Source organism: Streptomyces tremellae, assembly GCF_039540215.1.
In the GTDB taxonomy this organism is placed as follows: domain Bacteria; phylum Actinomycetota; class Actinomycetes; order Streptomycetales; family Streptomycetaceae; genus Streptomyces; species Streptomyces tremellae.
This window is the reverse complement of the sequence record NZ_BAABEP010000021.1, coordinates 29,349-55,514: the sequence shown is the minus strand read 5'-3', so window position 1 is coordinate 55,514 and position 26,166 is coordinate 29,349. Positions and strand designations below refer to the sequence as shown.

Genomic DNA, 26,166 nt, shown 5'->3' with positions numbered 1-26,166 from the left:
TCGGGAGGCCGCGGCCTGCGCCGGGGCCGGTCCGCTGTCACAGCCGGGCGTCGTCCGCGGCCGACTCCCCCTCGCGCCAGCCCTCGGCGTCGCGGCCCTTGAGGCGGGCCGTGGTGGTGTGCGGGAAGAGGCGGCGGGTGGCGGTGCGGACCGCCAGGTCGCGGGCGGCGAGCGCGGGCAGCAGGCCGGGGCTCTCCCGCCGGGCCGCCACCTCGTCCGCCGCCGCGGTGGCGAGGCGTTGGCGGATCCGGGAGGCGTAGGCGATCAGGAACGACAGCCGGTAGTCGCGGCGCCTCGACGGGCCGCGGGCCAGGGCCCTGTCGGCCTGGACGAGCAGCGAGGTGTAGAGGAGTTCGACGGCCTCCAGGTCGCTTTCGTGGCCGACGACCGTGGAGAAGCCGAAGTCGGCGGACCACACCGCCTCGCAGCGGTTGGCGGCGGCGACCGCGTCCAGCAGGAGCGCCTTCGCGTCCTCGTACGGGCGGTCGACACCGATCCGCCGGAAGCCGGGGCCCTCGCCCGTGCCCGCGCGGTCCGGGCGCAGCAGCGCCGTGTCGACCTGGTGCCGTGCCATCAGCTGCTGTGCCTTGGCCGTCAGCGCCTCGGCCTCCTCGGGGAAGCCCGTCGACTCGGCCTTGGCCAGCAGGGCCCGTACCCGGCCGAGCACTTTGCCCGCCTCCCCGGCGGGGGCCTCGGCCGGTGGGACGACGGCCGGGACAGGGGGCAGTCCGCCGTACAGGCGCAGGAGTTCGACGACGGTGGTGGCCGCGCTGAACCGGTCGAGCCGCTCGGCGCCCGCGAAGTCGGCGACGTCCCCGCCGTCCGCGAGCGCGGCGGCGAGGCGGTGGTGGCGGGCGGTGAGCTCGCGGCCCGCCATCCGCACCAGGTCGGCGGGGGCCCAGCCGCGGTCCTCGCACTCCCGTACGACGCGGCCCGCGGTCTCCTGCGCGGCCGCCGCCCACCCGTCGCCCAGCGCGGCGAGGACCGAGGCGGCCGCGTCCGTCTCGGCCTCCCCGGTGCCCGCGCCGAGGGTCTTCCGGTACGCCCGCTCGAAGTCGTTCACCCGGCCATTGTCCCGCCGCCGCGTGGAGGGGGCGCGCCGCGCGGGGCCCCTCAGGGGCCGGCGAGTACGGGGGCGGGCTTGCCGAGCCTGCCGCGGGTGGCGAGCAGCAGGACCAGGGCGGCCGCCACGGAGGCGATCAGGAACGCGTGCGTGATCGCGGAGGTCGGGAGGGACGGGAACATCGGCCTGAACGCCAGGGAGAAGAAGTTGTTGACTCCCGTGTGCAGGAGCATCACCAGCGGCATGCTCTCGCCCGAGCGGTTGAACACCCAGGTCATGACGTAGCTGAAGGCGATCGTGGTGGCGACGAACTCCAGCGGCCTCGTCGGGTCGACGTGCGGCCAGCCACCCCACTCGGTCAGGAACAGCGGCAGGTGCCAGACGCCCCACAGGACGCCCACGACCAGACTGGCCCTCGCCGGGCTGTGCCTGCTCTGCATGCGCGGCATGGCGAACTCCCGCCACCCCGGCTCCTCCGCGAGGCCCGTGGTGACCATCTGGAGCAGCAGGCCGGGCAGATAGGCGGCCAGCAAGGCCGCGGAGGGCGCCAGCGGGACGCTGCCCACGAGCGCGGCGGACGCGGCGGTCAGCACGGCGGGCACCGCGAGCAGGACGAGGACGTACCAGCCCGCCCCCGCGCGGAAGTTGGTCATCCGGCGCCGCCAGACCCGCAGTCCCGCGCGGCCCTCCGTCACACCGGTCACCAGGAGTGCCGAGGTGATCGGGCCGAGGTAGGCGCCGGGCAGCACACCGAGGAGCTGGGTGCTGCCGCCGATGACGGGGAACGAGAAGTGCCAGAGGCCGAGGCCGTTCTCCGACAGCACGTACGGTGTCCAGGCGAGCCAGCTGAGCCCGTACGTCAGCACGAAGAACCAGGTCAAGGGCGTACGCCGGAGGGCTCCGCGCAGTCCGGCCGGACTCCCCGGCCCCGGCTGCCTTGTCGTGTCGAGCGGGTGGGTCTCGATGCCTGCGGGCGGGTGGATGCTCACCGCGGGTCCTTTCGGACGGGGGCTGATGTGATACCCCCAGCACACCAGCGCGGCGTCCGCAGATCATTGCCGCGCGCGCCCCACCTGGGAGTACAGCCTGCTGTACCCGGACCTCACGGCCCTCTCTACGCCGCTGCCTCCAGGGCGGGTTGGGCCCCGTTGGTAGCGCGGCGGCGCTTGTCGACGGTGTGGCGACCGTAGGGGGCCACCATGCTGAGGTCGCGGAGGTTGCCGATGTCCGCGGTGGGATCGGCGTTCAGCACGAGGAGACCGGCACGCTTGCCGGGGCCACCGTGCCGAGGTCGGGCCGGGCACACTGCCGCGGCGCGCCGCCGGCACCTGCGGTGAGCACCCGGGTGGCGACAACGCCGGGGCCGAGCCGGCAACGAACGGCTTGGCCCAGCACTTTCACAACGGACTCTAGCCGCGCCGCCTGGCGTCCTGGAGGTAGTGGAGGACCGCGGCCACCCGGCGGTCCACCCGGTCGGCCGGGGCGAGGTCCAACTTGGCGAAGATGCTGCGGATGTGCTTGTGGACGGCGCCGTCGGTGACGAACAGCCGTTCCGCGATGGCCCTGTTGCCCAACCCCTCGGCCATCAGGGCGAGTACGTCGCGCTCGCGCGGGCTGAGGCGCTCCAGCCTGGTGTCCTCGCGGGAGCGGGTGAACAGCTGCGCCACGACCTCCGGGTCGATGGCGGTGCCGCCCGCCGCGACCCGGTGCAGCGCGTCGAGGAACTCCTCGACGCGGCCCACGCGTTCCTTGAGCAGGTAGCCGATGCCGCCGACGCCGCCGGTGAGCAGCTCCGTCGCGAAGCTCTGCTCGACGTACGCGGACAGCACCAGGACGGCGAGCCCCGGCCTGCGGCGCCTGGCCTCCACGGCGGCGCGGATGCCCTCGTCGGTGTGGGTGGGCGGCATGCGCACGTCGAGCACGGCGATGTCGGGGGCGTGTGCGTCGATGGCGTCGAGCACGCCCTCGGCGGTGCCGGTGGTGGCCACCACGTCGAGGGACTCCGCACGCAGCAGCAGCGCGAGGCCCTCGCGCAGCAGGGGGTCGTCCTCGGCGATGACGATCCGCAGGGCGCGTTCCGCTCGCGGCGCGGCTTCCGCTTGGGGGCTGGTGCCGGTGGCGGGGCCGGTCCGGGGGGTGTCTTCCGTTCGCGGGGCGCGTTCCGTTCGCGGGGTGCGTTCCGTTCGCGGGGCGCGTTCCGTCCGCAGGTCACGTTCCACAGGGGAGATCCACTTCGAGCGTTGTCGGACCGCCGGGCGGGCTGGCGAGTCGGAGCGTACCGTCAAGGGCCGCCACCCTGCGGCGGATGCCGGTGAGTCCCGAGCCACCGGCATCCTCCGCGCCGCCCCGCCCGTCGTCGCTGACGGTGAGGCGCAGCCGGCCGTCGCGCACGCGGACCTCGACGGCTGCACGGGCGGCGCCGCTGTGTTTGGCGATGTTCGTCAACGCCTCGGCGGCCACGAAGTAGGTGGTCGCCTCGACGGCGGCGGCGCAGCGCCCCGGTGCGTCGACGTCGAGGGCGCAGGGCACCGCGCAGTTGGCGGCGAGCCCGGAGAGGGCGCCCGCGAGGCCCCGGTCGTCGAGCACGGGCGGCAGGATGCTGCGGGAGACCTCGCGCAGTTCGGCGAGCGCCTGCTCGGCGGCGGCCTGGGCGCGTTCGAGGATCTCGTCGGCGCGCGACGCGTCGCGCGCCACCTGCCGCCGCGCGGCGCCGAGCAGCACGCTGACCGACACAAGCCGGTTCTGGGTGCCGTCGTGCAGCGCGCGTTCGATGCGGCGCAGCTCGGTGGCGTGCGCGTCCAGAGCCGCGGCCCTGGTGGCGGTCAGCTCCGCGACGCGCAGGGACAGATCGACATCGGGCCCAGCGGCGAGCAGGCGCCGTCCCGGGCGTTCCTGGAGCCTTGCCATGCCGGGCGCAAGCCCCAGGATGAGGATGATCCAGCCCACGCCGAGCAGGGTCACCGCGAGGGCGTCGGGCCAGGAGTGCGCCGTGCCGAAGCCGAGGGAGGTGGCCGAGGCGTTCTGCGGCATGAGCCGCCAGTAGAGCGGGAAGGCCGTGTCGCGTACGGCGAGGACCGGCAGCCACACACCGACGAGGCCGAGCAGCAGCCCCACCGTGGCGTGCCGGCACAGCCAGCGCAGCTCCCGCCGCGTAGTGGGGTCCGCGAGCGCTGCCCGCGGCCGGGTGGGCGGCGGCTCGGGGGCGATGACCTCGGGGCCCGTACGGCCGAGCCGTTCACGTTCCCGCCGGGCCAGCGCGTGCAGGGCGCGCAGCGCGAGCGGCGCCATGAGCAGTCCGACACCGGCCACCGCGGTGGCGGCCGTCACCGCGAGCACGGCCAGCAGGGCGAGGGCGCCCGCGGCGGTGGTGAGCCCGCCCGCGAGCCGACCGGTCGCGCTCCCCGAGGCCCGCAGTGTGCGCCCGACCGCCTGCCGCAGCCCGTCGCCGGCGAGCGGCCCGCCGCCACGGGGCGCATCGGGGCGGGGCGGCGGCTTGGAGGCCTGCGGGCTGCGGGGGCCGTGCGGCACCTCGCAGGCATGCGGGCGGTGCGGGCCGAGCGGCGCCTGGGAGCCGTGGGCGCCATCCGGGCCGTGCGGCACCTCGCAGGCATGCGGGCGGTGCGGGCCGAGCGGCGCTCCCGCCGCCACCGCGCAGGGGGCGGACGACGCGAGCGCGCCCGCCGGGTCCCCCACGTCACGATTTCTCCGCCGCACTGCCATCAGTCTCCCTCGCCCCTCCGAACCCGGCCAGAACCCGCCCCGTCCCGCGTCACCGGTCGGCTCCGCCCCGAGCCGCTCGGGTCGGCCCCGAGCCGCTCGGGTCCACCCGGATTCGCCGACAACCCTAGAGGCGCGACCCCTTCCGCAGGGCCCTCGGCGGCGAGAAGTACAGCCTGCTGTACCTCGCACCAGGGAGCGCACGGGATCGTCCGGCCCGGGTGCCGGCGCCTAGCGTCATGACCACAGGCAACACCCCACCGCGATCCCCAGGAGAAACACCATGGCGCACACCGACTCCCGCCCGCTGGACACCACCACCGCGCACGCCCCGCACGCCCCCGCAGGCGCCGTCACCGGCGACGCGGTCCTCCGCGTCCTGCTGTGGGCCGTGGTCATCGTCAGCGTCGCCATCAACGCGATCGCCTCGTACGGCGGTGCCCACACCGCCACCCACCTGGTCTGCGGCCTGATCAGCCTCGCGGGCGCGACCGCCCTGGCCACCCGCGCGCTGCGGCGGAGGCGGTGACGAGCGTCGCCGCAGGGACGCGCGGGAGCCCCGTACGGGTGTCCGTACGGGGCCTTGTGCGTGGGGTGGCGGCGTTACGGCTTGGGGAGGGTGCAGGCGGAGGCCGCGAGGTTGAGCTTGTTGCCCGTGGTGAAGCAGGCGGGGATGGTGTAGGTCTCCTCGGCGTAGCCGGTGCCCTTGTGGATGGTGACGGCGCCCTGCTGGTCGACCTCGCAGGGGTTGTCGAGGGTGCAGCGTTCGCCGCTCTCGTTGGTGGTGTTGTTGACGGCCGTGACCTGGCCGGTGGTGGTGTCGATGACCGGCGAGCCCGAAGTGCCGCCGATGACCTGGCACTCAGGGGTGTAGCGGACCGAGTCCTTCCAGGTCCACTGGTCCTCCTTGACGCGGTACGCGAAGCCGTCGATCGAGCAGGAGTAGACCTGCTTCCAGAAGCCGGAGACGACGTCGATCGCATGGCCCTGCACCGGGTGGCTCGCGGAGAGGGTGAGCGGGGCGATGCCGGTGGACTTCTGTATCTGGCTGTAGTTCTGGGTGAGTTGGTAGATCGTGACGTCGGTGTCGGTCATCGTCGAGTAGACGACCTTGCTGGCCTTGAGCGTGCCCGCCGTGCCGGCGGAGGCGTTGAGGAGCGTGAAGCTGCGGGTGGACGCCTGGTTGGTGATGACCTCGCCCGCGCCGGGGAAGCCGGACTCGATGCAGTGGCCGTTGGTGAGGACGAGACCGGGGTCCGTGGGCTGGGAGTCGGGCAGGCGGATCAGGGAGCCGGAACAGTTGCTGAGCGCGACGGTGCCGGCGAAGGAGGTCGCTCTGGGCGCGGCAGGGGCGGGTGCCGTCGCGGGGGCGGCGGCCTGGTGGGCGGTGGCCGGTGCGGCGGCGGGCGCCGTGGGGAGGGCGGCCGCCGTGCCCGTGGGGAGGGCGACGGCGGCCGCGCCGAGGGCGAGTGTGGTGAGGGTGAGCAGGAGCGGCTTGCGCATGGGGGTCGTTCCTCTCGGGTCGGTCCGCGAACCGACCTGCGCCGGGGCGAAAACGGTCGATGCATTGTCGGTGTACGGACAACATCGCCGCTACCCCGCAGGGCGCACGTCGCCTCTTTCCGGCGCCTTACGGCTCTTTCCGCCCTTTTCCGGCTCCCCCACCTCTCCCACCTCTCCGGCCTTCCCGGGCGCTCCGGGCTCTCCGCGCTTTCCAGGTTCTCCTGTCTCTCCAGGTTCCCCTGTCTCTCCGGGCACTCCTGCGTCTATGGGCTCTCCGGGCACTCCTGTATCTGTGGGCTCTCCAGGCTCTCCGGGCACTCCTGTATCTGTGGGCGCTCCGGGCGCTCCGGATGCCTCGACCGCTCCGGGTTTCCGGCGCGCGGGTGCGCTCCGGCGGGCGGAGCCTCGGGCTCAGGCGTCCCCGCGGGCCGTGTCGGGCAGGCGCCTGACGAGGTACGGGGCGGTCCTGCTGCCCGGCGTGCGGGCGACCCGCGCGGGCGGTCCTGCGGCCACCACGCGGCCTCCCTCGTCGCCCGCGCCGGGGCCGAGGTCGAGGACCCAGTCGGCGGAGGCGACCACGGCCATGTCGTGCTCGACGAGGACCACCGTGTTGCCCGCGTCGACGAGGCCGTGCAGCTGCCGCATCAGCAGGTCGGTGTCCGCGGGGTGCAGGCCCGTGGTGGGTTCGTCCAGCAGGTAGAGCGTGTGGCCGCGCCGGGCCCGCTGCAACTCGGCCGCGAGCTTGATGCGTTGGGCCTCGCCGCCGGACAGCTCGGTGGCCGGCCGGCCGAGGTGGAGGTAGCCGAGCCCCACGTCCTGGAGGGTGCGCAGGGCGCGCGCGGCGGCAGGCACGTCCGCGAAGAACGCGGCGGCCTGGTCCACGGAGAGGGCCAGCACGTCCGCGATGCTGCGGCCCCGGTAGGCGATCTCCAGCGTCCCGGGGTTGTACCGGGCGCCGTGACAGGTCGGGCAGGGGGCGTACGTACCGGGCAGGAAGAGGAGTTCGACGGCGACGAACCCCTCGCCCTGGCAGGTCTCGCACCGCCCGGACGCGACGTTGAAGGAGAACCTGCCGGGCGCGTAACCCCGCCTGCGGGCCTCGTCCGTGGCCGCGAAGAGGGACCGCACGGTGTCGAAGAGGCCGGTGTACGTGGCGAGGTTGGAGCGCGGCGTACGGCCGATGGGCTTCTGGTCGACGCGGACGAGACGGTGCACCGCGTCGAGGCCCTCCACGGCGCGTACCCCTGAGCCGGTGCCGGCGTCCTCGGCGCTCTCGGCGTCCGGGGCGAAGTCGCCGCCGTCCGCTTCGTGTTCACCGTCCGCGGGCGGGGCCTGTGCGCCGGTGCCGAGGTGGGCCGCGACGGTCTCCGCGAGCACCTGGCCCACCAGGGTCGACTTGCCCGAGCCCGACACCCCGGTGACCGCGGTGAGCACGCCGAGCGGCACGTCCACGTCGAGGTCCCGCAGGTTGTGCCGGGTCACCCCGCGCAGCCGCAGCCAGGCGCCGGGGGCGCGCGCGGGCCGCGCGCTGCCGTCCGGCCCGTGCGGTACGGCGGCGTCCCCCGCCCCCTCGGCACCCGGGAGTGCGGCCGGGAGCGTACCCGGGAACAGATACGGGCGGGTCGCGGACTCCTCCACCGCGGCGAGGCCCGGCACCGGGCCGCTGTAGAGGACACGCCCGCCGTAGCGGCCCGCGCCGGGCCCCACGTCGACCACCCAGTCGGCCCGGCGCACCACGTCCATGTCGTGCTCGACGACGAACAGCGTGTTGCCTTCGGCGCGCAGCCTCTCCAGGACGTCGAGCAGGGGCTCGGTGTCGGCGGGGTGGAGGCCCGCCGAGGGCTCGTCGAGCACGTACACCACGCCGAACAGCCCGGAGCGCAGCTGGGTCGCGAGCCGCAGCCGCTGGAGTTCCCCCGGCGAGAGCGTGGGCGCGGTGCGGTCCATGCTGAGGTAGCCGAGGCCGAGGCCGGTGAGCACGCCGATGCGGGCACCGAGGTCGCGGGCGATCGCCACCGCGGCCTCGGTCGTCTCGCCCGAGTCCGACGCCGGCACGGTGGCGTCCGGGTCGGTGAGGCGCGCGGTGGCGCGCAGCACGTCGGCGAGCGCGCTCAGCGGCATGGCGGTCAGCGCCGCGATGTCGTGGCCGGCGAAGGTGACGGCGAGGGCCTCGGGCCGCAGCCGCCTGCCGCCGCACACCGGGCACTCGGCGCTCTCCAGATACCGGGCGACGCGCCGCCTCGTCGCCTGGCTCTTCGACTCGGAGAACGCGCGCATCACATACCGCTCGGCGCTCATGAACGTGCCCTGGTACGGCCGCTGGATGCGGCCCGCCTCGCGCACGGGCTCGACGGTCACCACCGGCTGCTCATCGCTGAAGAGGATGAAGTCGCGGTCGGCCTGCGGGAGTTCGCGCCAGGGCCGGTCGATGTCGTAGCCGAGCGCCTGGACGACGTCGCGGAGGTTCTTGCCCTGCCAGGCGCCGGGCCAGGCGGCGACGGCGTGGTCGCGGATGCTCAGCGAGGGGTCGGGCACGAGCGAGGACTCGGTGACCCGGTGGACCCGGCCGAGGCCGTGGCACTCGGGGCAGGCGCCGGTCACGGTGTTCGGCGAGAAGGCGTCGGAGTCCAGCTGCTCCGTGGTGCCCTCGGGGTACGAGCCGGCGCGCGAGAACAGCATCCGCAGGAGGTTCGAGAGCGTGGTGACGGTGCCGACGGACGACCGGGAGCCGGGCGTGCCGCGGCGCTGCTGGAGCGCCACGGCGGGCGGCAGCCCGGTGATCTCGGTGACCTTAGGCGCGCCGACCTGCTGGATCAGCCGTCGGGCGTACGGCGCGACCGACTCGAAGTAGCGGCGCTGGGCCTCGGCGTAGAGCGTCCCGAAGGCGAGGGAGGACTTGCCGGAACCCGAGACACCGGTGAAGACGGTCAGCGCGTCGCGCGGGATGTCCGTGTCGACGCCCCTGAGGTTGTGCTCGCTCGCGCCACGCACGCGCACGTACGGGTCGGGCCCGGTCACACCGGGCGCGGCCCCGGCCTCGGGCGCGCCGACACCGGTACTGGGCGCGCCGGGCCCAGGCGCACGAACGCCGGTTCCTTCGGGCCCGGTTGCCTCGGGCCCAGGCCCGCCGGCACCGGGCGCGCCGGACCCGGTGGGGGCCTCCGCGCTCATCGCCGCCCGCTCCTCATGCCGCCTCCGCCGCGCCGTGCCCGCCCGCCCCGGTCCCTCGCGGACCGTACGGAGCCGACGCGCGACGCCCGCCACCGGCACCCGCCATTCTCGCCCACGCCACCCCCGCCCACCTGCCGTGACGCGGATCGCGGGGCGGAGCCCGCCGCACACGGGAGTTCGGGCGTGGAGCGTTCCGTGCCAGGAGCGGTTCAGGGGGCGGGCGCCTCGCGCCCGGCGAGGGTGAGGAGGCATGCCTCCTGGGCCTCGGCCGGGCGGGCCTCGGCCTCGGCCTGGTTGCGGTGTCGGGCGCAGGCCCACAGGACCCGCACGGTCGAGCCGCGTTCGAGGCCGCCCGCGTACGCCGTGCGGGGGCCGGGGGCGTCGTGGCCGAGGGCCTGGCGGCAGTGGTTCGCTGTCCGTTCGAGGCGGGGACGCGCGAGCAGGCGCGGCGCGCCGGGTGGTGGATGGCGGGCGTGCGCGAGCCGGGGAGTGTGGCCGGGCACTCGTGGCGCACCGCGCTCCTCGCGACGGTCGTCGCGCAGCTCGAAGGCGCCGGCCCGAACCGCGCGGCGTTCCCCGCCGCATGGCACGACACCCGGGAGACGCGGCCCGGGGAGGTGAACCACCTCGGCAGGAAGTACGCGCCGGGCGCGGGCCCACGGGCGGTGACCGCCGACCAGGCGAAGGCAGGCCCGCGCTCCTCGGCCGGGCGGTCCGCGACGCGGTCGACGAGCACGTCGACGACTGCGAGGACCGGGAGACGCCCGAGGCGGTCTGCGCCCGTGGCGCGGACGAGCTGGAGTGCCTGCTCCGGCGCCCGGAGTACCTGCTCCGGGGCGTCGAGTACCGGGCGCGGGGCTGCGCCCACGTGCGGCGGTGGATCGACAAAGGCAGGGGCGCCCGGTCACGGAGTCGGCGCGGCCCCTCGTCGGCGAACTGCTCGCGCAGGACCCGCTCGACCGGCCGCGGGGCGCCCTCGGCGAGCAGTCCTCCCGACCGGGTCAGTGCCCCGGGGCGGTCAGTCCGGCAGGGGGTTGCGGTCGGTGGGGGCGACGACCAGGAAGGAGTCCTCTTCGAGGTCCATGACGACCGTCGCGGGGGTGCCCTCGCCTCGGCTGCGGGCCGCGTACTCCTCGGCGGGCCAGGCGCCGCGCGGTGCGCCCGCGGGGAACCTGGCCAGGATCTTCTTCTCCATCACACACTCCCCTTGGGGTCAGGAACGGGCCGTGGTACTGGGGGTCTTCTTCTGCCCCGTCTCCACAGGAACACGCCTGCGCGTGTGGTGGAAGACGAGGTTGAGGACGAACGCGGTCAGTGTGGCGCTGGTGATCGCGCTGCCGCCGATGACCTGCACCCAGGCGGGAAAGGCGTGGTAGATGGTGGGCGCGACCACCGGCAGCATGCCCACACCGATCGACACCGCGACGACGAGAAGGTTGTTCGTGCCCTCGAACTCGACGGCGCGCAGCGTCCTGATACCGACCGCGGTCACCGTCGCGAACATCACCAGGCCCGCGGCGCCGACCACGGGGCCCGGCAGCGACGCGACGACTTCGCCGAGCTTGGGTATCAGCCCGAGCACCAGGAGCAGGGCGCCCGCGCAGGCGGCCACGTACCGGCTGCGGACCTTGCTCATCTCGACGAGGCCGACGTTCTGCGCGAAGACGGTGTCGGGGAAGGCGTTGAACACGCCGCCGAGCACGCTGGAGACGCCGTCGGCGGCGAGGCCGCGCGCCAGGGCCGAGGGCGTGGGGCGGCGGCCGGTCATCTCGCCGACGGCGAGCATGTCGGCGGTGGACTCGGTGAACGTCACGAGCATCACCACGCACATCGACGTGACAGCCGCGACCGGGAACGTCGGCGTCCCGAAGTGGAAAGGCGCGCCGATCCCGACCCAGTGTGCGCCGCCCACGGAGGAGAAGTCGGTGAGGCCCATCAGGGCCGCGGCCCCGGTACCGACGACCAGGCCGACCAACACCCCGATCTGGGAGAGGAATCCGCGGGTGAACCGGCCGAACAGGACGATCAGCACCACGATCCCGGCCGCGAGCGCCAGGTGGGAGGGGGCCGCGTAGTCCCGGGCCGCCGGGTCGTCGCCCGCGACAAGACCCGCGGCCACGCCGATGAGTGAGAGGCCGATGACGGTGATGACGATGCCGCTGACCAGCGGCGGGAAGAACCGTACGGCGCGGGCGAACGGCACGGCCGCCAGCAGCCCGAAGACGCCCGCGGCGATCATCGAGCCGTACACCGCGGTGAGCCCGTACTGCCCCGCGATGAGGACCATCGGGGTCACGGCGGTGAACGTCGCACCCGCCACCACCGGCAGCCGCACCCCGAGCACCCGGGCCACGCCCAGCGACTGGACCAGGGTGATCAGCCCCGACACCAGCAGGTCCGCGTTGATCAGCAGGCCCACGGTGGAGGTGTCGAGCTTCGCCGCCGCGCCGAACACCAGGGGCACGGTGACGCATCCGGTGTACATCACCAGGACGTGCTGGAGTCCGAGCAGGCCGAGCCGGGGCAGCGGCGGCCTGGTGTCGACCGTATCCTGCGCCACGACGGGCGCGGGCGGCTCGGCTGCTGCCGTGGACTTGGGTGGCACGTCGGCCTCCGGGAGGAGAGAAGGGGAGAGGCGGTGTGGGTGTGGGCGTCGTACGGGCGCCGCGCCGGCGAGGACGCGTATGTGTACGCGGGATCGCGGGCGCGGCGCAAGAGGTGCGCTTCAACTTTCCGTTGAAGTTGTTTCCGTGGGGTTTCCCCGGGCGGTCGGGGCAGTTGCGGCGGCCGGGGCTCGTCGAGCCGCCGCCGGGGCGCCCCGGGGCCCGTTCAGCGGCGGGGAGCGCGGCCTCGCGCGGGGCGCCGCGACGCCCGGGGCCGGCAGCCCCTGGCTGAGGAGCGCGCCCGTCGGCGCGGTGGTGCCCCAGGCAGTTCGCCGCGCAGAAGCGCGCGGGACGGTGCGGAAGAACAGCGCGGGGCGGTACGGAAGGACAGTGACGACACGGAGGCCGGGGCGACCGCCGCGAGCGCGTATGCCGTCCACGCGGTCCAGCGGGGCGGCGGGCCGGAGCGGGAGACCGCGACCGTGCGGGAGGCGCGCCGCGCCGCCGGGCCTGGGGCCCGGGTGGTGCCCGGCAGCACCGCCCGGGGCCCGGGCGGTGGCGGCAGCACCCCGGACGTGGTGGGGGACACCTGCATCGGACGGCGCCGCACGGGGTATGCGCGCATGGCTCATCGGCGCCACGCGGGGCCGGCCGCCGGCTTCACTCCGGCGGGGACCCGGGTGGTGATAATGGGCGAAATCCGACGCCTACGGACAGGACGCAATGAATATCGGCCGCCCCCGTCGATCGACTTCCGCGCGACAGGGCCGCATGACGCAGAGCCCCGACCGTTCGCTCAACGACCGGCTGCTCCGCTCGCTCCTGCGGCGGCGGAAACAGGCGCTCACCGAGGCGGACGTCACCGTCACGGACAAGGCAGAGGTCCACAGGGCGGTCTCGGCCGCGGCGCTCGGCAACATGATGGAGTGGTTCGACTTCGGCGTGTACGCCTATCTGGCGAGCACGCTCGGGAAGGTGTTCTTCCCGTCGAGCTCGCCGGGCGCCCAGGTCGTCTCGACCTTCGCGACGTTCGCCGCCGCCTTCTTCGTACGGCCGCTCGGCGGGCTGGTCTTCGGCCCGCTCGGCGACCGGATCGGCCGCAAGCGGGTGCTCGCCATCACCATGATCATGATGGCGATCAGCACCTTCGCGGTGGGCTTCCTGCCCGGCTACTCGGCCATCGGGTTCGCCGCGCCGATCCTGCTGCTGATCTGCCGTCTGGTGCAGGGCTTCTCCACCGGCGGCGAGTACGCGGGCGCCACCACGTACATCGCCGAGTACGCCCCCGACAAGCGGCGCGGCTTCCTCGGCAGCTGGCTCGACTTCGGCACCTTCGTCGGCTACGCCTTCGGCTCGGGCATCGTCACGCTGCTGACGGCCGTCCTCGGCAGCCAGGGCATGGTCGACTGGGGCTGGCGCGTGCCGTTCTTCGTCGCGGGACCGCTCGGCCTCGTCGGCCTCTACATGCGGCTGCGCCTCGAAGAGACGCCGGCGTTCCTGCGGGAGCAGGAGGCGGACGCCGCCGAGGCGCAGGAGAGCGGGTACGGCGCGGCGGAGGCCGCGCGCGCCGACGACGAGCTGGTGAGCAGCGCCCGGCAGTCGGGCAAGGGCCGGCTGAAGGAGATCTTCACCCGGCACTGGGAGGCCGTGCTGATCTGCATGGGCCTCGTGCTGCTCTACAACGTCACCAACTACATGGTGACGTCCTACCTCCCGACGTTCATGACGGAGACCCTGCACCAGGGCGACGTCACCGCGCAGCTGCTGATCCTCGGCACCATGGTCGTGGTGGCCCTGACCATCACGACGGTCGGCCGCTCATCGGACCGGTGGGGGCGGCGCCCGATGTTCATGGCGGGCAGCATCGCGATGGTGGTGCTGGCCATCCCGGCGATCCTGCTGATCCGGCAGGGGGGCATCCTGATGCCCGCGTTCGGCTGCCTGATCCTCGGCCTGCTGCTTGTCTGCTTCGCGGGCACGTCGGCCTCGACGCTGCCCGCGCTGTTCCCGACCCGTATCCGCTACGGCGCGCTGTCGATCGCGTTCAACGTCTCGGTGTCCCTGTTCGGCGGCACGACGCCGCTGATCGCGTCGGCGCTCGTGGAGAGCACGGGCGACAAGATGGTCCCGGCGTACTACCTCATGATCGCCGGTCTCATCGGCCTGATCTCGACGTTCTTCCTGCACGAGACGGCGGGCAAGCCGCTGCGCGGCTCTGGCCCGATGGTGGAGACCGAGGAGCAGGCGCGCAGCCTGGTGGCGCGCAGCAGGACGGAGGCGAGCCGCCAGGCGCGCGACGTGTGGATGCGGGTGCGCCATCCGGGACGTCAGCACATGAACGGTGACGCCAACAGCTCTGACGAGGAGTGAGGGAGGGCTCGGCGGCTCCCGCGTGCGCGGGCGGCGCTGACGGCCGGGGGCGGCCCCGGCCCCGGGGTGTGGGCCGCCCGCCGCCCGCGCCGCGCCGCGCCGCGCCGTCAGCCCGTGGCGGCGAGCGCGGGCACGAACCTGGCCGCGTCGACCGTGCCGACGCCCGTCGCCATGTCGTAGCCGCGCACGGCCCGGTAACCGGTCACGCCCTGGTACGAGTTGTCGGTGCCGTCCCGTACGTCGACGATGCCCGTGAGCGGGTTCCACGGCGCCTCGGCGGAGAGGGTGTACAGCGCCTGGTGGATGTCGCCGAGCCGGCGCCCCGCCTGCTGGTCGGCGAGCGCGACGATGCCGGAGAAGAGGGGGCTCGCCTCGCTGGTGCCGCCCGAGACGCTCCAGCCGGTCTGCTTCGGGTCGTAGCTGGTGTACGTCCAGGCGCCGCCGTCCACCGCGGCGGACAGGGACACGTCGGGCGTGCCGCGCCGCGCGCCGACGGTCCGCCACACGGTGTCCTGGTAGGCGGGGCGCGGGAAGACATGGGACCTGCCGCCGCCGCTCGCGCCGTTGTCGTTGTAGACGCTGTCGGGCGCGGTGCGGCGGCCCTGCTCGTCCAGGTGCAGCTGGGTGCCGCCGACCGAGGTGACCAGCGGGTCGGCCGAGGGCCAGGAGTTGACCGGGTGGTCGTAGTGTCCGACGCCGTCCTCGGTCGAGTCGGTGGCGCCGCCGTCGCCCGACGAGGCGAGCAGGGTCACGCCGTGGCGCTCGGCGTCGCGGAAGGCGTACCGCAGGTCCTTGATGCTGGAGAAGTCACCCTTGGCGAAGCCGGGAAAGGTGTCCTCGGTGGCGCCGAAGCTCTGGGTGACGACATCGCCGACCCCGCGGTCCACGAGGTCACGCTCGGCGTCCATCATCTCGGGCAGGCCTGTGGTGCCCTCGGTCTCGGCGACGCCGGTCTCGACGAGGACGAGGTGCGCGTCGGGCGCGATCGCGTGCGCCATCTGCACGTCGAGGCTGGTCTCGCCGGCCCAGCCCGCCATGGTCTCGTCGGCCGGGTCGAAGGGGGGCACCCTGCCCCACCTGACCACGTCGACATGGGTGCTCTTGATGCCGAACTGCCTGCTGTAGACGTCGAGGTCGTGCTGGACGGTCGGGGAGCCGAAGGAGTCCACGACGACGATGGTGCGGCCCCTGCCGGTGATGCCCCTGCGGTAGAGGGGGGCCAGGTCGTACGCCTGCCGGTACTGGGTCGGCGTGTAGCAGGCGATGCCGTAGCGGTCCTCGCACTGCGCGGTGGTGAGCGGGCCGCTCGCGCCGCGCACGACCTGGTGCCCCGCGACGGCGGGCACGGGCAGCGGGAGCGCGGCGGGGGCCCGGGTGCCGCGGGCGGCCGCCCCAGGGGCCAGAACGCAGGCGACGAGGGCGGCGAGGGCCGCCACCAGGGCCGCGGCTCTCGTCCGTGGCGCGGCCGGGAGGACTCTGTGCATGGGCGCTCCTCGCGTCGGGTGGATCGGTGCGGTGTGCCGCGCGGTGTGCGGTGTGCGGTGTGCGGTGCGCGGCGTACGCATGCGGGCACGTACGGGCACGTACGGCACGTGCGGTGTGACGATCAGATCGTCAGGTCGCTGTGCGATACAAGGAGCCCGGCGCGGGGCGGCGCGCGATTACGCCGGTCGGCGGAACGGTGCGCGGGGCGCACGGCTCGGGGCCCTGTCCGGTCCCGGAGACCGGTTCCGGCGACCGGTCCCGGGCCGGGCGCCCCGGACGAAGAGGCCAGGTCACAAATGCATTAATCACCAGAAAATTCCTTTCCGCCCTGATTGAGGCGGTACGGGCAGGTCACTCGATTGCGGTCACACGCCACATCGAAGGAGGTGGCCGAGATGGCGGCACACACGTCACCCGGCACGTCATCGCATACGCAGAGCATTGACCAGCACCCGGACATCGTGGCCCTGCGCGCCCACTCGGAGCGCAGGACGTCCACGCCGATGGCACAGGCGGTCGAGGGCCTGGCCCTGCTGGCGGGCCTCTATCTGGCAGCGTCCGCCTGGATCACCGGGTTCAGCGGCTTCACGGCTCTGACGATCACCAACCTGATCCTCGGGATCGCCTTTGTGCTGTTCACCATGGGGTTCGTCAACTCCGCCTACGAGCGCACGCACGGCATGAGCTGGGCCGCGCTCGGCATCGGCGTGTTCACGATCATCGCGCCGTGGGTGGTGCGGGGGAACTTCGACACGACCCGCACGATCTGGAGCAACTGCGTCGTCGGCGGCGTGATGGTGTGCCTCGCGCTGGTGACCGCGGCCATGGGCGCGGGCGGTGCGCGACGGGGCTGACGGCGCCCTCGCGTGCGGTGGTCCCCCACAGCCGGCGGCACGGGCGCGTGCCGCCGGCATCGCGTGCGCGGGGCGTGGCGTGGCCGCCGGGGCCGGACCGCCGGGTGCGGCGTACGGCGGGCGCCCGGCCGCCTGTCCGGGCCGGCGACCGGGCGGCCGGGCACCGTTCTCTCGCCGGGTACCAGGACCGGAGGACCAGGGCGGTCGGACCCGCGGGCGGAGTACGCGGGTCCGAGCCGCGGCCTACGGTGAGGGCATGAACGCCGACCGTCCCTCCCCCGCGCCCGCGGCCGACCGGCTCGACGGCTACCTCCGGCGGATCGGCCTGCCGGGCGCCGACGGCCTCGCGGCGGACGCCGCCACCCTCGCGGCCGTCCAGCGGGCGCACAGCTACGCGCTGCCCTTCGAGAACATCGACCCCGTGCGCGGCACCGTGCCCTCCCTGGCCCCCGCGGACCTGGACGCGAAGCTCGTGCACGGTGGGCGCGGCGGCTACTGCTACGAACACAACACCCTTTTCGCCGACGCGCTCACCGCGCTCGGCTTCGGTGTGACACTGCTGACCGCACGGGTCCTGGTCGGCGCCGACGTCATCGCGTCCCGGCCCCGTACGCACATGGCGCTGCTCGTCCGCCCCCCGGAAGGGGACGGGCCCTACCTCGCGGACGTCGGCTTCGGCACGCCGGGCGCGCTGATCGAGCCGCTGCCGCTGACCGCGGACACCGAGCACGCGGCCGAGTACCGACGCCACCGGCTGGTGCGGGTCCCGCACGAGGGGCCCTCCCCGCTGTGGATCCTTGAGGCGTACGGCGCCGGGGGCTGGGAGAGGCAGTACGCGTTCACCTGCGAGCCGTTCGAACGGGTGGACTTCGACGGCATCAACTGGAACATCGCGACCAACCCGCGCTCCCCGTTCTCCCATCGGCTGTTCGTGCAGCGCGCCCTGCCGGGCGGCGTCCACCGCGCGCTCGCGGACGGCCGGCTCACACAGACCCGCGCGGGCGCGGTCGTCAGGACCGCGGACGTGCGGACCGACGGCGCGCTGCGCCGCGTGCTGGACGAGGAGTTCGGCATCGTGCCGCCCGCCGGACTCACCCTCGCCGACGTGCGCATGACGGCCGGCTGACGCCCGCGCGCCGCACCCGGTGCGCGCCAGCGCGGCCCGTTGCGCACGTCCGCTCGCCCTGGTGCCGCGGCCGGAAGCCGACGCCGGGCGCCGGCCGCGTCCCCCGGCGGAGGGCGCTACCCGCTGCTCCGCCGGGCGCCGCGCGCGGCGCCCGCTTCCGCGCGCGACGTGAGCCCGGAGCGGAGCCGGGTCGCGTCCTGCCCCGGCGGCAGGCCGTACGCGCTGCGGTACTCGCGGTTGAACTGGGGCGTGCTCACGTACCCGACCGCGCGTGCGGCCTGGCCGCGGTGGTGTCGCCCGCGGCCGGCCGCCGACGGGCCTCCTGGAGCAGCTGCTCGGCCGCGCCGTGCAGGACTTCCGCGACGACATCCCCCTCGCCGCCACGTTCGGTTTCGACCTGAGCGATCCCACCGACCTCTGGGGTTCCTCCGACAGCCGTCCCGAGCACATCCGCGAAGTCACCGAGAACAGCCTCCGCCACCTGGGCACCGACCACATCGACGTGCTCTACCAGCACCGTGTCGACCCGGATGTGCCCGTCGAGGACGTGGCGTGCACGGTCGGCGAGCTGATCGCCGAAGGCAAGGTGCGGTACCTCGGGCTGAGCGAAGCCGGGCCCGACACCATCCGCCGCGCCCACCCCGCCTTCCCGGTGTCCGTCCTCCAGACCGGGAACCCGGTCTTCGATCCGGCAGCCCCCGCGGTCAGCAGCTCAGGCCGGTACGAAGTCGCGCAGCAGCGCGGCGAGCCGGTCCGGCTGGTCGACGGGGATCAGGGTGTACGTGTCGTCAAGCTCCACCAGCCGGGCGTCGGGGAAGAGGGCGGCGAGACGGGGCCCGTGCGCGCGGGGCATCAGCCGGTCCTCCTTGGCCCACACCACGAGCACCGGCCTCGGGAAGGACCGCAGCCGCTCCGCCTGGGCGAGGAGCGCGGGGCGGTCCGGCAGGCTCAGGGCGTAGGCGACCAGGTCGCGGCGGACCAGCGGGTCGGTGCGCGCGGGGGCGAACCACGCGTCCATCAGCGCGCCCGGCACGGGCCGCTTGCTCATCCAGCCCCAGCCGCCCGGCGCCCTGCGCACCGCGCGCAGCCGCAGGGCGCTCATCAGCAGCCGCAGCCCGCCGGGGGTGCGGCAGGCGACGCCGATCAGCCGGCCCGGCAGCCCGGGCGGGTAGTTGTCGAACGCCTCGCACGCCGTGAGCACCACCCGGCCGATCCGGTCGATCTGGTCGGCGGGCCCCTCGGTGAGCAGCAGCTGCGCGCCGCCCCAGTCGTTCAGCACGAGCGTCACGTCCCGCAGGTCGAGCGCCTCGACGAACTCGCCGACCAGCAGGGCGATCCCGCGGAGCGTCAGGTCGGCGTCGGGCCGCATCGGGGTGCGGTGTGCGCCCAGCGGCAGCGTCGGCAGGACGCACCGGTAGCGGGGCCCCAGCGCCGCGACGACCTCGCGCCACACCGAGCCGTCCATGGTGAGGCCGTGCAGCAGCACCAGGGTGGGCCGCGGGTCGCCCGGCCCTTCCCCGGTGTCCTCGTACGCGATCGTGCCCGCGGACAGGGTGACTTCCGGCATCGCGGCCCTCCGGTACGACGGGAGACGGGAAGGGAATGGATAGATCGCTCTACTCGGTACGCGTACTAGAGTAGGCACCGGGTCCGGGCGGCACAACGCGCGGTACCGGGCCCGGCGGAACGACACAGGCAGCAGGCAGCAGGCAGCAACCGACAGCGAAGCGCGGGAGACGGGCGGGCGGGACCGTGGCGGCGGACACCAGGGACAGGATCATGAGCGCGACGGCGGAGCTGTTCCGCCGCCACGGCTACACCGGCACGGGGCTGAAGCAGATCGTGGCCGCGTCGGGCGCGCCCTTCGGCTCCGTCTACCACTTCTTCCCCGGCGGCAAGGCGCACCTCGGCGAGCAGGTGGTCCGCAGGTCGGGGGCGGAGTTCCGGGACCTGGTGTTCGCGGTGCTCGACCACGCGCCGAGCCTGGTCGAGGGGGTGCGGATGGTGTTCGTCGGCGCCGCGGGCACCCTGGAGGCCACCGGTTACGCCGACGCCTGCCCCATCGAGACGGTCGCGTTGGAGGTCGCGAGCACCCACGAGCCGCTGCGCGCCGCGACCGCGGACGTCTTCGCCGACTGGCTCGCCACCGGCACCGAGCGCTTCACCCGGCACGGGCTGCCCGAGGACGTCGCGCGGCGGCTGGTGACGTCGATGGTGTGCTCGCTGGAAGGCGCGTTCGTGCTCAGCCGCGCCCTGCGCGACGTCGAACCTGTACTCACCGCGGGCGCGGTCGTCCAGGACGCGGTGCGGCGGGCGCTCGCCGATGCCGGGCGCGCACCGGTGGGCGAAGAACAGCGGAAAGGGGCGTGACGGCGATGCGCGCCGTGGTCTTCGAGGAGTTCGGGGCGGCCCCCGAGGTACGGGAGGTGCCCGATCCCGCGCCCGCGCCCGACGGGGTCGTCGTACGGGTCGAGGCGAGCGGCCTGTGCCGCAGCGACTGGCACGGCTGGATGGGCCATGACGACGGCATTGCACTGCCGCACGTGCCGGGCCACGAACTGGCGGGCCGGATCGAGGCGGTGGGCGCGCAGGTCGCCAACTGGCGCCCCGGCGACCGGGTCACGGTGCCGTTCGTGTGCGCCTGCGGCCGGTGCGCGGCGTGCGCGGCGGGCGAGCAGCAGGTGTGCGAGCGGCAGGAGCAGCCCGGCTTCACGCACTGGGGGTCGTTCGCCGAGCTGGTGCCGCTGCGCCACGCGGACACCAACCTCGTCGCCGTGCCGGACGCGATGTCGTTCCTGACGGCCGCGTCGCTCGGCTGCCGCTTTGCGACCGCGTTCCGCGCGGTCGTGGAGCGTGCGCGGGTGCGGCCGGGCGAGTGGCTCGCCGTGCACGGCTGCGGCGGGGTGGGCCTGTCCGCCGTGATGATCGCCGCGGCGGCGGGCGCGCGGGTCGTGGCCGTCGATGTGGCGCCCCGCGCCCTGGAGTTGGCCCGGTCCTTCGGCGCGGCGGCGACCGTCGACGCGGGCGCGGTCGCGGACACCGCGGCCGCCGTGCGCGAGGCGACGGGCGGCGGCGCGCAGGCCTCCCTCGACGCGCTCGGCTCGGCCGCCACCGCGGCGGCCTCCGTCCGGTGCCTGCGCCGCCGCGGCCGGCACGTGCAGGTGGGGCTGCTGCCGGGCGACGGCACCCCGCTGCCGATGGACCGCGTCGTCGCGTACGAGATCGACGTGCTGGACTCGCACGGCATGGCCGCGTACGCCTATCCGGAGCTGATGCGGCAGGTCGCGGCGGGCGCGCTCCGCCCCGACCTGCTGGTCACCTCCGTGATCGGCCTCGACGCGGCGCCCGCCGCGCTGGCCGCGATGGGGCGGCGCACCGGGGCGCCCTCGCCGGGGATGACCGTCGTCACACCGCGGTCGTGAGGTCGTACGGGGGAGCCGGGCGGCGAGCCCTACGGCAACCGGATTACCCAATCTGAGTTTTGAGTTAATGGCTCGCGAGCGCCGTGTGGGATCGAGCATTCCGGGCACGGGCACGACGTGGAGCCCTCCCCTGGAACCGAGACGACAGCGGCGGCCGGTACGACCGAGGCGGCGGCCACCGGCGGAAGACGACCGGGGCGCGCCCCCGACACACTCCCCGCGCGCTGGAGCGCGCCCGCGGCGCACGCGCCCGACGGGGCGGCGGCGGGCGGCTCGCACCACGGCATGCCCGTCCACCCGAAGCTGGCGGCGTCGGCGCCCGGCGGCACGCGGGGCTTTCCCTCCGCGGTCCGGCGCACCAGCCGGGTGCAGGGCGTGGACGGGCTGCGCACGCTCGCCGTCGGGATCGTGATGGTCTACCACCTGGAGCCCGGTCTGCTGCCCGGCGGCTCGATCGGGGTGGACATCTTCTTCACCATCAGCGGGTTCGTCATCACCCGCCTGCTCGTCGCGGAGTACGCGCGCACCGGCGACATCGCGATGGGCGGCTTCTACTGGCGGCGGTGGCTGCGGCTCGTGCCCGCACTGCTGACGGTGTGCGCGCTGGCGGCGGTGCTCGCGGGCGCCACCAGCCTGGCCGGCTTCGACGGGGCGTGGACGTCGGTACTGCTCTCGGTGACGTTCCTGGTGAACATCGTGCGGGCGGCCCAGCCCGGGCCGTACTCGGACGGCACGGCGCTGCTCGCGCAGAACTGGTCGCTCGGCGTCGAGGAGCAGTTCTACCTGCTGTGGCCGCCGCTGCTGCGGGCCCTGCTGCGCCGGGTGCGTCCGCGCGCGGTGCTGATCTGGGCGGGTGTGCTGTGCTTCCTGCCGGTGGTCTGGCGCTGGCTGCTGTGGGACCCGACCCAGGCGCACCGCATCTACAACGGCACCGACACCCGCGCCGACCAGCTGCTCGCCGGGGCGCTGCTGGCGATCGCGGTGGCGCGGCTGCGCGCGGACGACCCGCGGCTCGCGGCGCTGCGGCGCTGGTCGGGGCGGCTCGCGTGGCCGGCGCTCGGCGCGCTAGGGCTGATCGTCTGGCAGGTCCCCGTGACGGAGGACAACCCGTGGACCGAGAGCTGGTACACGGTCGGCTTCCTGGCGACGGCGCTGCTGTCGGCGACGGTGGTCGCCGCGCTCGAACTGCGGCCGCGCTCCGCGCTGTCCTGGCTGCTCTCGCTCGCCCCGGTCGCGTGGGTGGGCCGGAACCTGAGCTACGGGCTCTACCTGTGGCACTACCCGCTGGGCCGGCTCCTCGCCGACCTGGGCGTGCAGCGCGGGCACCTGGTGGCGACGCTGGCCGCCTCGACGGCCGCGGCGACCGCCTCGTACTACCTGGTCGAGCGGCCGCTGAACCGGCGCGGGCGGCGGCGCGGGCCGGCCGCGGCCGTCCGCGGCCCGGGGGCGGGGCGCACGGACGACGCGGCGGTGGGCCGGGAGCGCCGTCCCGCCACGGCCACGGCCGCGTAGGCCGGGCGTGGCCGGCGCGGCGCGGGCCGAGCGGGCGGCCGGGGCGCGGGCGTCATGCCATCCGGCGCAGATCCTTGAGGAACTCGGAGAGCAGCTGCCGGGTGCGGGTCGCGGACTCGGCGATGGCGACCATGCGGTCCATGGCCTCCATGTGCTCGGCGACCTCGTTCTCCTCGTCCAGGTAGAGCGCCCCGGTCAGGTACTCGATGTAGACCATGTCGGGGATCTCGGGGACGTCGAAGCGGAACAGCACGAAGGGGCTGTACGTGCCGGGGTGGTGGCCGGAGGCGAGCGCCGCCACCTGGAGCGTGACATTGGGCAGCTGGGTGATCTCCAGCAACCGCTCGACCTGCTCGGCCATGAGCGCGGCGCCGCCGACGGGCCTGCGCAGCACCGTCTCGTCGATGACGGCCCAGAAGTTCGGCGGGTTCTCCTGTCTGGTCAGCAGGGACTGCCGGCGCATGCGCAGCGCGACCTGCCGCTCGACCCTGCCGGGGTCGGGCTGGCCGACGGCGGTGGTGGTGAGGATCTCCCGGGTGTACGCCTCGGTCTGGAGGACGCCGGGCACGAAGTGCGGCTCGTACTCGCGGATCGTCTTGGCGGACTCCTCAAGGCTCACGTAGCCGCCGAACCAGCCGGGCAGGACGTCGTGGAACCGCTGCCACCAGCCGGGCTTGTTGGCCTCCTCGGTCAGCTCGACGTACGAGGCGACATCCTCGGGCGGCACACCGTAGGCGGGCAGCAGGACCTGGAGGTACGGGATCTTCAGCGCGACCTCGGCGGACTCCATGCGGCGGATCGTGGCGACCGTCACATGCAGCAGCTTCGCGGCCTCCTCGCGGCTGACCTCGGCGCCCTCCCGCAGGGCCCGCAGCTGTCTGCTGATGACCAGTTGGCCGATCGTCGGTGCAGAACGCGGTTCGCTCATGTCCCCACCCCAACTCCGCCCTCGGCCACCCGGGCAGTGTGACACAGCGGGCCCAGGGGGAGAGCTGGGCGGTGCGCATTGTTCCGCTTGTCGGCACGCCGCCTTCCCGCGCCGGTCGCGGTGTGACGGAAGGAGAGCGGTCCGCGGTGGGAAAGGTGAACCTCCGGCGTCGCGGACGGTACCTTCCAGTGACCTCGCGGTGGAGGGGGCCCGATAAGCTCGAAGGACCGGGCCCGGAGCAGAACAGAGCGGAGTGATGCGGCGTGACGCGACCACGTGTGGGGGTGGCCGTCCTGACCATGGGGACGAGGCCCGCGGAACTGCGGGCCCTGCTGGACTCCGTGGCCAAGCAGCGCGAGCCCGCACGGCGGACCGTCGTCGTCGGCAACGGCGCGCCGCTGCCCGAGCTGCCCGAGGGCGTCATCGGCGTGGAACTCCCGGAGAACCTGGGCGTCGCGGGCGGGCGCAACGTGGCGATCGAGGAGCTGCGCAAGGCGGGCGACGTGGACGTCCTCGTCGACCTCGACGACGACGGCCTGCTGATCGACGCCGACGTGGTCTCCCGGGTCGCGGACCTCTACGAGACGCACCCGAAGCTGGGCGTGGTGAGCTTCCGCATCGCGGACGAGACGGGCTTCACCGCGCGGCGGCACGTGCCGCGGCTGCGCGCCGACGACCCGATGCGCGGCGGCGAGGTCACCACGTTCCTCGGCGGCGGGCACGCGCTGTCGATGGCGATGCTCGACGAGATCGGCGGCTGGCCGGACGCGTTCTTCTTCACCCACGAGGAGACCGACCTCGCCTGGCGCGCCCTCGACGCGGGGTGGAAGATCCGCTACGAGCCCGAGCTGGTGCTCCAGCACCCGCGCACCTCGCCCGCACGGCACGAGGTCTACTACCGGATGACCGCGCGCAACCGCGTCTGGCTGGCCAGGCGCAACCTGCCCGCGCCGCTCGTCCCCCTCTACCTGGGCACGTGGATCCTGCTGACCGTCGCCCGCACCCGCTCGGTGAAGGGGTTGCGCGCCTGGTTCGCCGGATTCGGCGAGGGCGTGCGCACGGCGTGCGGCACGCGCCGCCCGATGCGGTGGAGCACGGTGCGCCGGATGACGGCACTGGGCCGCCCGCCGGTGATCTGAGCCGCGCGCTCACCGGGGCGAGGGGGCGCCGCCGCTCACCGGCGGCGCGGCGCTCTCCGGTGCCCCGCTGCCTACCGGCGGCGCGGCGCTCTCCGGTGCGCCCGGGGTGCCCGGCACCGGCTGGACGGGCAGGGGCGAGCGGCCGCGCGGCCCGGAGGGCTCGGGGGCCGGCGTGCTGGCGTGCGGGCGCGTCGCGGGCTCCCGGTCCTGGTGGTGGGTGAGGGCGCCGGGCAGGGCGAGTGCCGCGCCGGCCACGGCGGCGGCGAGGGCGCACAGCAGGGCCGTACGGGCCCTGCGGGCGACGCGCGGCCCTGCGGGCGGGGGCGCGGCGCGGCGCAGGTCGGCCCGGTCCACCGTGGCGGCCTTCGCGGCGAGCGCCGCGCGCAGCCTGTCCTCGGTGGCGGTGCTTCGCGTGCCGGTCATCGCGGTGCCTCCAGTCGGCGGGCCAGCGCGTCGAGCGCGCGGCTCGCGGTGGACTTCACGGCGCCGCGCGACAGGCCGAGGGTGTCGGCGATCTGGGCCTCGGTCAGGTTCGACCAGTAGCGCAGGACGAGCACCTCGCGCTGGCGCGGCGTCAGCAGCCGCAGCGCGCCGAGGACTTCGCGGTGCTCCTCGCGCAGCAGGACGTCCTCGTCCGGCGGCGGCGCGTGGCCCGCGCGCTCCGGCACGTACGCCCGTACGGTACGGCGGCGGCGCAGCACGGACCTGGCGCCGTTGACGACGCTGCGCCTGACGTACGCCTCCGGGTCGTCGAGCTCCGCGAGCCGGTCACCGTGGCGCCGGTAGAGCGCGGCGAACGCGTCCTGCACCACGTCCTCCGCGGTCGGCAGATCGTCCACGAGCAGCAGCGCGAGCCGCACGAGGTGCAGCCTGCGGTGGTGGTACAGGGCGTCGATGCCGGTGTCCGCGAGGGGTACGGGCGCGGGCTCGCGCCGCCCTGAGAGGCTGCGCAGCAGCAGGCCCCGCACGCCCCCGACGAGGGAGCGTGCGGGGACCGGCCGGTACGCGGCGGACGCCGACACTCAGCGCCCGGCGGCCACGGGCGACACGGGCGAGCCCGGCGCGGACGGCACCGGCCTCGGCGCGGACGCGCCCGGGGCGGCGTGGCCCGGGGCCGGGGCGGCCCTGCCCGGCGCGGACGGTACGGGCCTCGGGGCGGCGTTCCCCGGGACCGAGGGCACCGGCCTGGGCTGGGCCTTCCCCGGCGCGGACGGCACCGGCCTCGGGGCGGCGTTCCCCGGGACCGAGGGCACCGGCCTGGGCTGGGCCTTCC

At 74.7% G+C, this 26,166-nt stretch carries 23 protein-coding genes and 3 pseudogenes; 11 read left to right on the top strand and 15 right to left on the bottom strand.

Going from position 1 to position 26,166, the window contains the following annotated elements:
• Positions 1-37: 37 nt before the first annotated feature.
• The 4 genes from ABEA77_RS16725 to ABEA77_RS16710 form a co-directional block, all read right to left on the bottom strand.
• On the bottom strand, positions 38-1,063 hold the full coding sequence (locus ABEA77_RS16725) for a DUF2786 domain-containing protein (RefSeq protein ID WP_345647576.1): 1,026 nt from the start codon (positions 1,061-1,063) through the stop codon (positions 38-40).
• A gap of 50 nt (positions 1,064-1,113) precedes the next feature.
• Positions 1,114-2,052: a CPBP family intramembrane glutamic endopeptidase gene (locus tag ABEA77_RS16720; protein ID WP_345647573.1), complete on the bottom strand. Its 939-nt coding sequence runs from the start codon at positions 2,050-2,052 to the stop codon at positions 1,114-1,116.
• A gap of 420 nt (positions 2,053-2,472) precedes the next feature.
• Complete coding sequence (locus ABEA77_RS16715; RefSeq protein ID WP_345647653.1) at positions 2,473-3,132, bottom strand: response regulator; 660 nt, start codon at positions 3,130-3,132, stop codon at positions 2,473-2,475.
• Between the two features lie 139 nt (positions 3,133-3,271).
• Complete coding sequence (locus tag ABEA77_RS16710) at positions 3,272-4,501, bottom strand: sensor histidine kinase (protein ID WP_345647651.1); 1,230 nt, start codon at positions 4,499-4,501, stop codon at positions 3,272-3,274.
• Positions 4,502-5,063: 562 nt separating this feature from the next.
• On the opposite strand from ABEA77_RS16710, the gene ABEA77_RS16705 reads away from it, so the two are divergent.
• Entirely contained in the window at positions 5,064-5,309 is a 246-nt protein-coding gene (locus tag ABEA77_RS16705) for a hypothetical protein (RefSeq protein ID WP_345647570.1), read from the top strand.
• A gap of 74 nt (positions 5,310-5,383) precedes the next feature.
• Here the strand turns inward: ABEA77_RS16705 and ABEA77_RS16700 are convergent, their stop codons facing one another.
• From ABEA77_RS16700 to ABEA77_RS16690, 3 genes are all read right to left on the bottom strand, one after another.
• The gene (locus ABEA77_RS16700) at positions 5,384-6,283 is read right to left on the bottom strand and encodes a S1 family peptidase (protein WP_345647567.1); all 900 of its coding nucleotides are present in this window, start codon (positions 6,281-6,283) and stop codon (positions 5,384-5,386) included.
• Between the two features lie 411 nt (positions 6,284-6,694).
• On the bottom strand, positions 6,695-9,301 hold the full coding sequence (locus ABEA77_RS16695; protein ID WP_345647565.1) for an excinuclease ABC subunit UvrA: 2,607 nt from the start codon (positions 9,299-9,301) through the stop codon (positions 6,695-6,697).
• Positions 9,302-9,663: 362 nt separating this feature from the next.
• Positions 9,664-9,957: a hypothetical protein gene (locus tag ABEA77_RS16690; protein ID WP_345647660.1), complete on the bottom strand. Its 294-nt coding sequence runs from the start codon at positions 9,955-9,957 to the stop codon at positions 9,664-9,666.
• Here ABEA77_RS16690 and ABEA77_RS16685 point away from each other — a divergent pair.
• A pseudogene (locus ABEA77_RS16685) lies at positions 9,838-10,441 on the top strand (HD domain-containing protein); the annotation flags it as partial. The gene ABEA77_RS16690 and the pseudogene ABEA77_RS16685 overlap by 120 nt on opposite strands.
• 31 nt (positions 10,442-10,472) lie before the next feature.
• Here the strand turns inward: ABEA77_RS16685 and ABEA77_RS16680 are convergent.
• Both ABEA77_RS16680 and ABEA77_RS16675 read right to left on the bottom strand, forming a co-directional pair.
• Positions 10,473-10,649 carry a hypothetical protein gene (locus ABEA77_RS16680; RefSeq protein WP_345647563.1) on the bottom strand — a complete coding sequence of 59 codons (177 nt, stop codon included), beginning with the start codon at positions 10,647-10,649 and terminating at the stop codon, positions 10,473-10,475.
• Between the two features lie 18 nt (positions 10,650-10,667).
• Complete coding sequence (locus ABEA77_RS16675; protein ID WP_345647560.1) at positions 10,668-12,059, bottom strand: nucleobase:cation symporter-2 family protein; 1,392 nt, start codon at positions 12,057-12,059, stop codon at positions 10,668-10,670.
• Between the two features lie 805 nt (positions 12,060-12,864).
• Between ABEA77_RS16675 and proP the strand changes: the two genes are divergently transcribed.
• Complete coding sequence (gene proP, locus ABEA77_RS16670) at positions 12,865-14,427, top strand: glycine betaine/L-proline transporter ProP (RefSeq protein ID WP_345647649.1); 1,563 nt, start codon at positions 12,865-12,867, stop codon at positions 14,425-14,427.
• Positions 14,428-14,534: 107 nt separating this feature from the next.
• Here the strand turns inward: proP and ABEA77_RS16665 are convergent, their stop codons facing one another.
• Positions 14,535-15,911 carry a S53 family peptidase gene (locus ABEA77_RS16665; RefSeq protein ID WP_345647558.1) on the bottom strand — a complete coding sequence of 459 codons (1,377 nt, stop codon included), beginning with the start codon at positions 15,909-15,911 and terminating at the stop codon, positions 14,535-14,537.
• Between the two features lie 396 nt (positions 15,912-16,307).
• Here ABEA77_RS16665 and ABEA77_RS16660 point away from each other — a divergent pair, with 396 nt between their 5' ends.
• Both ABEA77_RS16660 and ABEA77_RS16655 read left to right on the top strand, forming a co-directional pair.
• On the top strand, positions 16,308-16,766 hold the full coding sequence (locus ABEA77_RS16660) for an SPW repeat protein (protein WP_345647555.1): 459 nt from the start codon (positions 16,308-16,310) through the stop codon (positions 16,764-16,766).
• Positions 16,767-17,022: 256 nt separating this feature from the next.
• A complete protein-coding gene (locus ABEA77_RS16655; RefSeq protein WP_345647552.1) occupies positions 17,023-17,892 on the top strand; it encodes an arylamine N-acetyltransferase family protein in 870 nt (289 codons plus the stop codon).
• 116 nt (positions 17,893-18,008) lie between these two features.
• Here ABEA77_RS16655 and ABEA77_RS16650 read toward each other — a convergent pair whose 3' ends face one another.
• Positions 18,009-18,149 carry a hypothetical protein gene (locus ABEA77_RS16650; RefSeq protein ID WP_425588289.1) on the bottom strand — a complete coding sequence of 47 codons (141 nt, stop codon included), beginning with the start codon at positions 18,147-18,149 and terminating at the stop codon, positions 18,009-18,011.
• Between the two features lie 56 nt (positions 18,150-18,205).
• Between ABEA77_RS16650 and ABEA77_RS16645 the strand changes: the two are divergent.
• A pseudogene (locus ABEA77_RS16645) lies at positions 18,206-18,595 on the top strand (aldo/keto reductase); the annotation flags it as partial.
• A 9-nt stretch (positions 18,596-18,604) separates the two neighbouring features.
• On the opposite strand, the gene ABEA77_RS16640 reads toward ABEA77_RS16645, so the two are convergent.
• Positions 18,605-19,459, bottom strand: a complete 855-nt coding sequence (locus ABEA77_RS16640; RefSeq protein WP_345647550.1) for an alpha/beta fold hydrolase — start codon at positions 19,457-19,459, stop codon at positions 18,605-18,607.
• Between the two features lie 212 nt (positions 19,460-19,671).
• Here ABEA77_RS16640 and ABEA77_RS16635 point away from each other — a divergent pair, with 212 nt between their 5' ends.
• The 3 genes from ABEA77_RS16635 to ABEA77_RS16625 all read left to right on the top strand — a co-directional run bounded on the left by ABEA77_RS16635 (position 19,672) and on the right by ABEA77_RS16625 (position 22,826).
• On the top strand, positions 19,672-20,262 hold the full coding sequence (locus ABEA77_RS16635; protein ID WP_345647547.1) for a TetR/AcrR family transcriptional regulator: 591 nt from the start codon (positions 19,672-19,674) through the stop codon (positions 20,260-20,262).
• A gap of 5 nt (positions 20,263-20,267) precedes the next feature.
• Positions 20,268-21,314, top strand: coding sequence for a zinc-binding dehydrogenase (locus tag ABEA77_RS16630; protein WP_345647647.1), 1,047 nt, complete (start codon positions 20,268-20,270; stop codon positions 21,312-21,314).
• A gap of 117 nt (positions 21,315-21,431) precedes the next feature.
• Positions 21,432-22,826: an acyltransferase family protein gene (locus tag ABEA77_RS16625; protein ID WP_345647544.1), complete on the top strand. Its 1,395-nt coding sequence runs from the start codon at positions 21,432-21,434 to the stop codon at positions 22,824-22,826.
• Positions 22,827-22,878: 52 nt separating this feature from the next.
• Here ABEA77_RS16625 and ABEA77_RS16620 read toward each other — a convergent pair whose 3' ends face one another.
• A complete protein-coding gene (locus ABEA77_RS16620) occupies positions 22,879-23,754 on the bottom strand; it encodes a helix-turn-helix domain-containing protein (RefSeq protein ID WP_345647541.1) in 876 nt (291 codons plus the stop codon).
• A gap of 263 nt (positions 23,755-24,017) precedes the next feature.
• Here ABEA77_RS16620 and ABEA77_RS16615 point away from each other — a divergent pair, with 263 nt between their 5' ends.
• On the top strand, positions 24,018-24,893 hold the full coding sequence (locus tag ABEA77_RS16615) for a glycosyltransferase family 2 protein (protein ID WP_345647538.1): 876 nt from the start codon (positions 24,018-24,020) through the stop codon (positions 24,891-24,893).
• A 9-nt stretch (positions 24,894-24,902) separates the two neighbouring features.
• Here the strand turns inward: ABEA77_RS16615 and ABEA77_RS16610 are convergent, their stop codons facing one another.
• Positions 24,903-25,316: a hypothetical protein gene (locus ABEA77_RS16610; RefSeq protein ID WP_345647535.1), complete on the bottom strand. Its 414-nt coding sequence runs from the start codon at positions 25,314-25,316 to the stop codon at positions 24,903-24,905.
• Positions 25,313-25,849: an RNA polymerase sigma factor gene (locus ABEA77_RS16605; protein WP_425588292.1), complete on the bottom strand. Its 537-nt coding sequence runs from the start codon at positions 25,847-25,849 to the stop codon at positions 25,313-25,315. The genes ABEA77_RS16610 and ABEA77_RS16605 overlap by 4 nt, the downstream gene beginning before the upstream one ends.
• Here ABEA77_RS16605 and ABEA77_RS16600 point away from each other — a divergent pair.
• Positions 25,788-26,166 (top strand): annotated as a pseudogene (locus tag ABEA77_RS16600) (hypothetical protein); the annotation flags it as partial. The gene ABEA77_RS16605 and the pseudogene ABEA77_RS16600 sit on opposite strands and share 62 nt — an antisense overlap.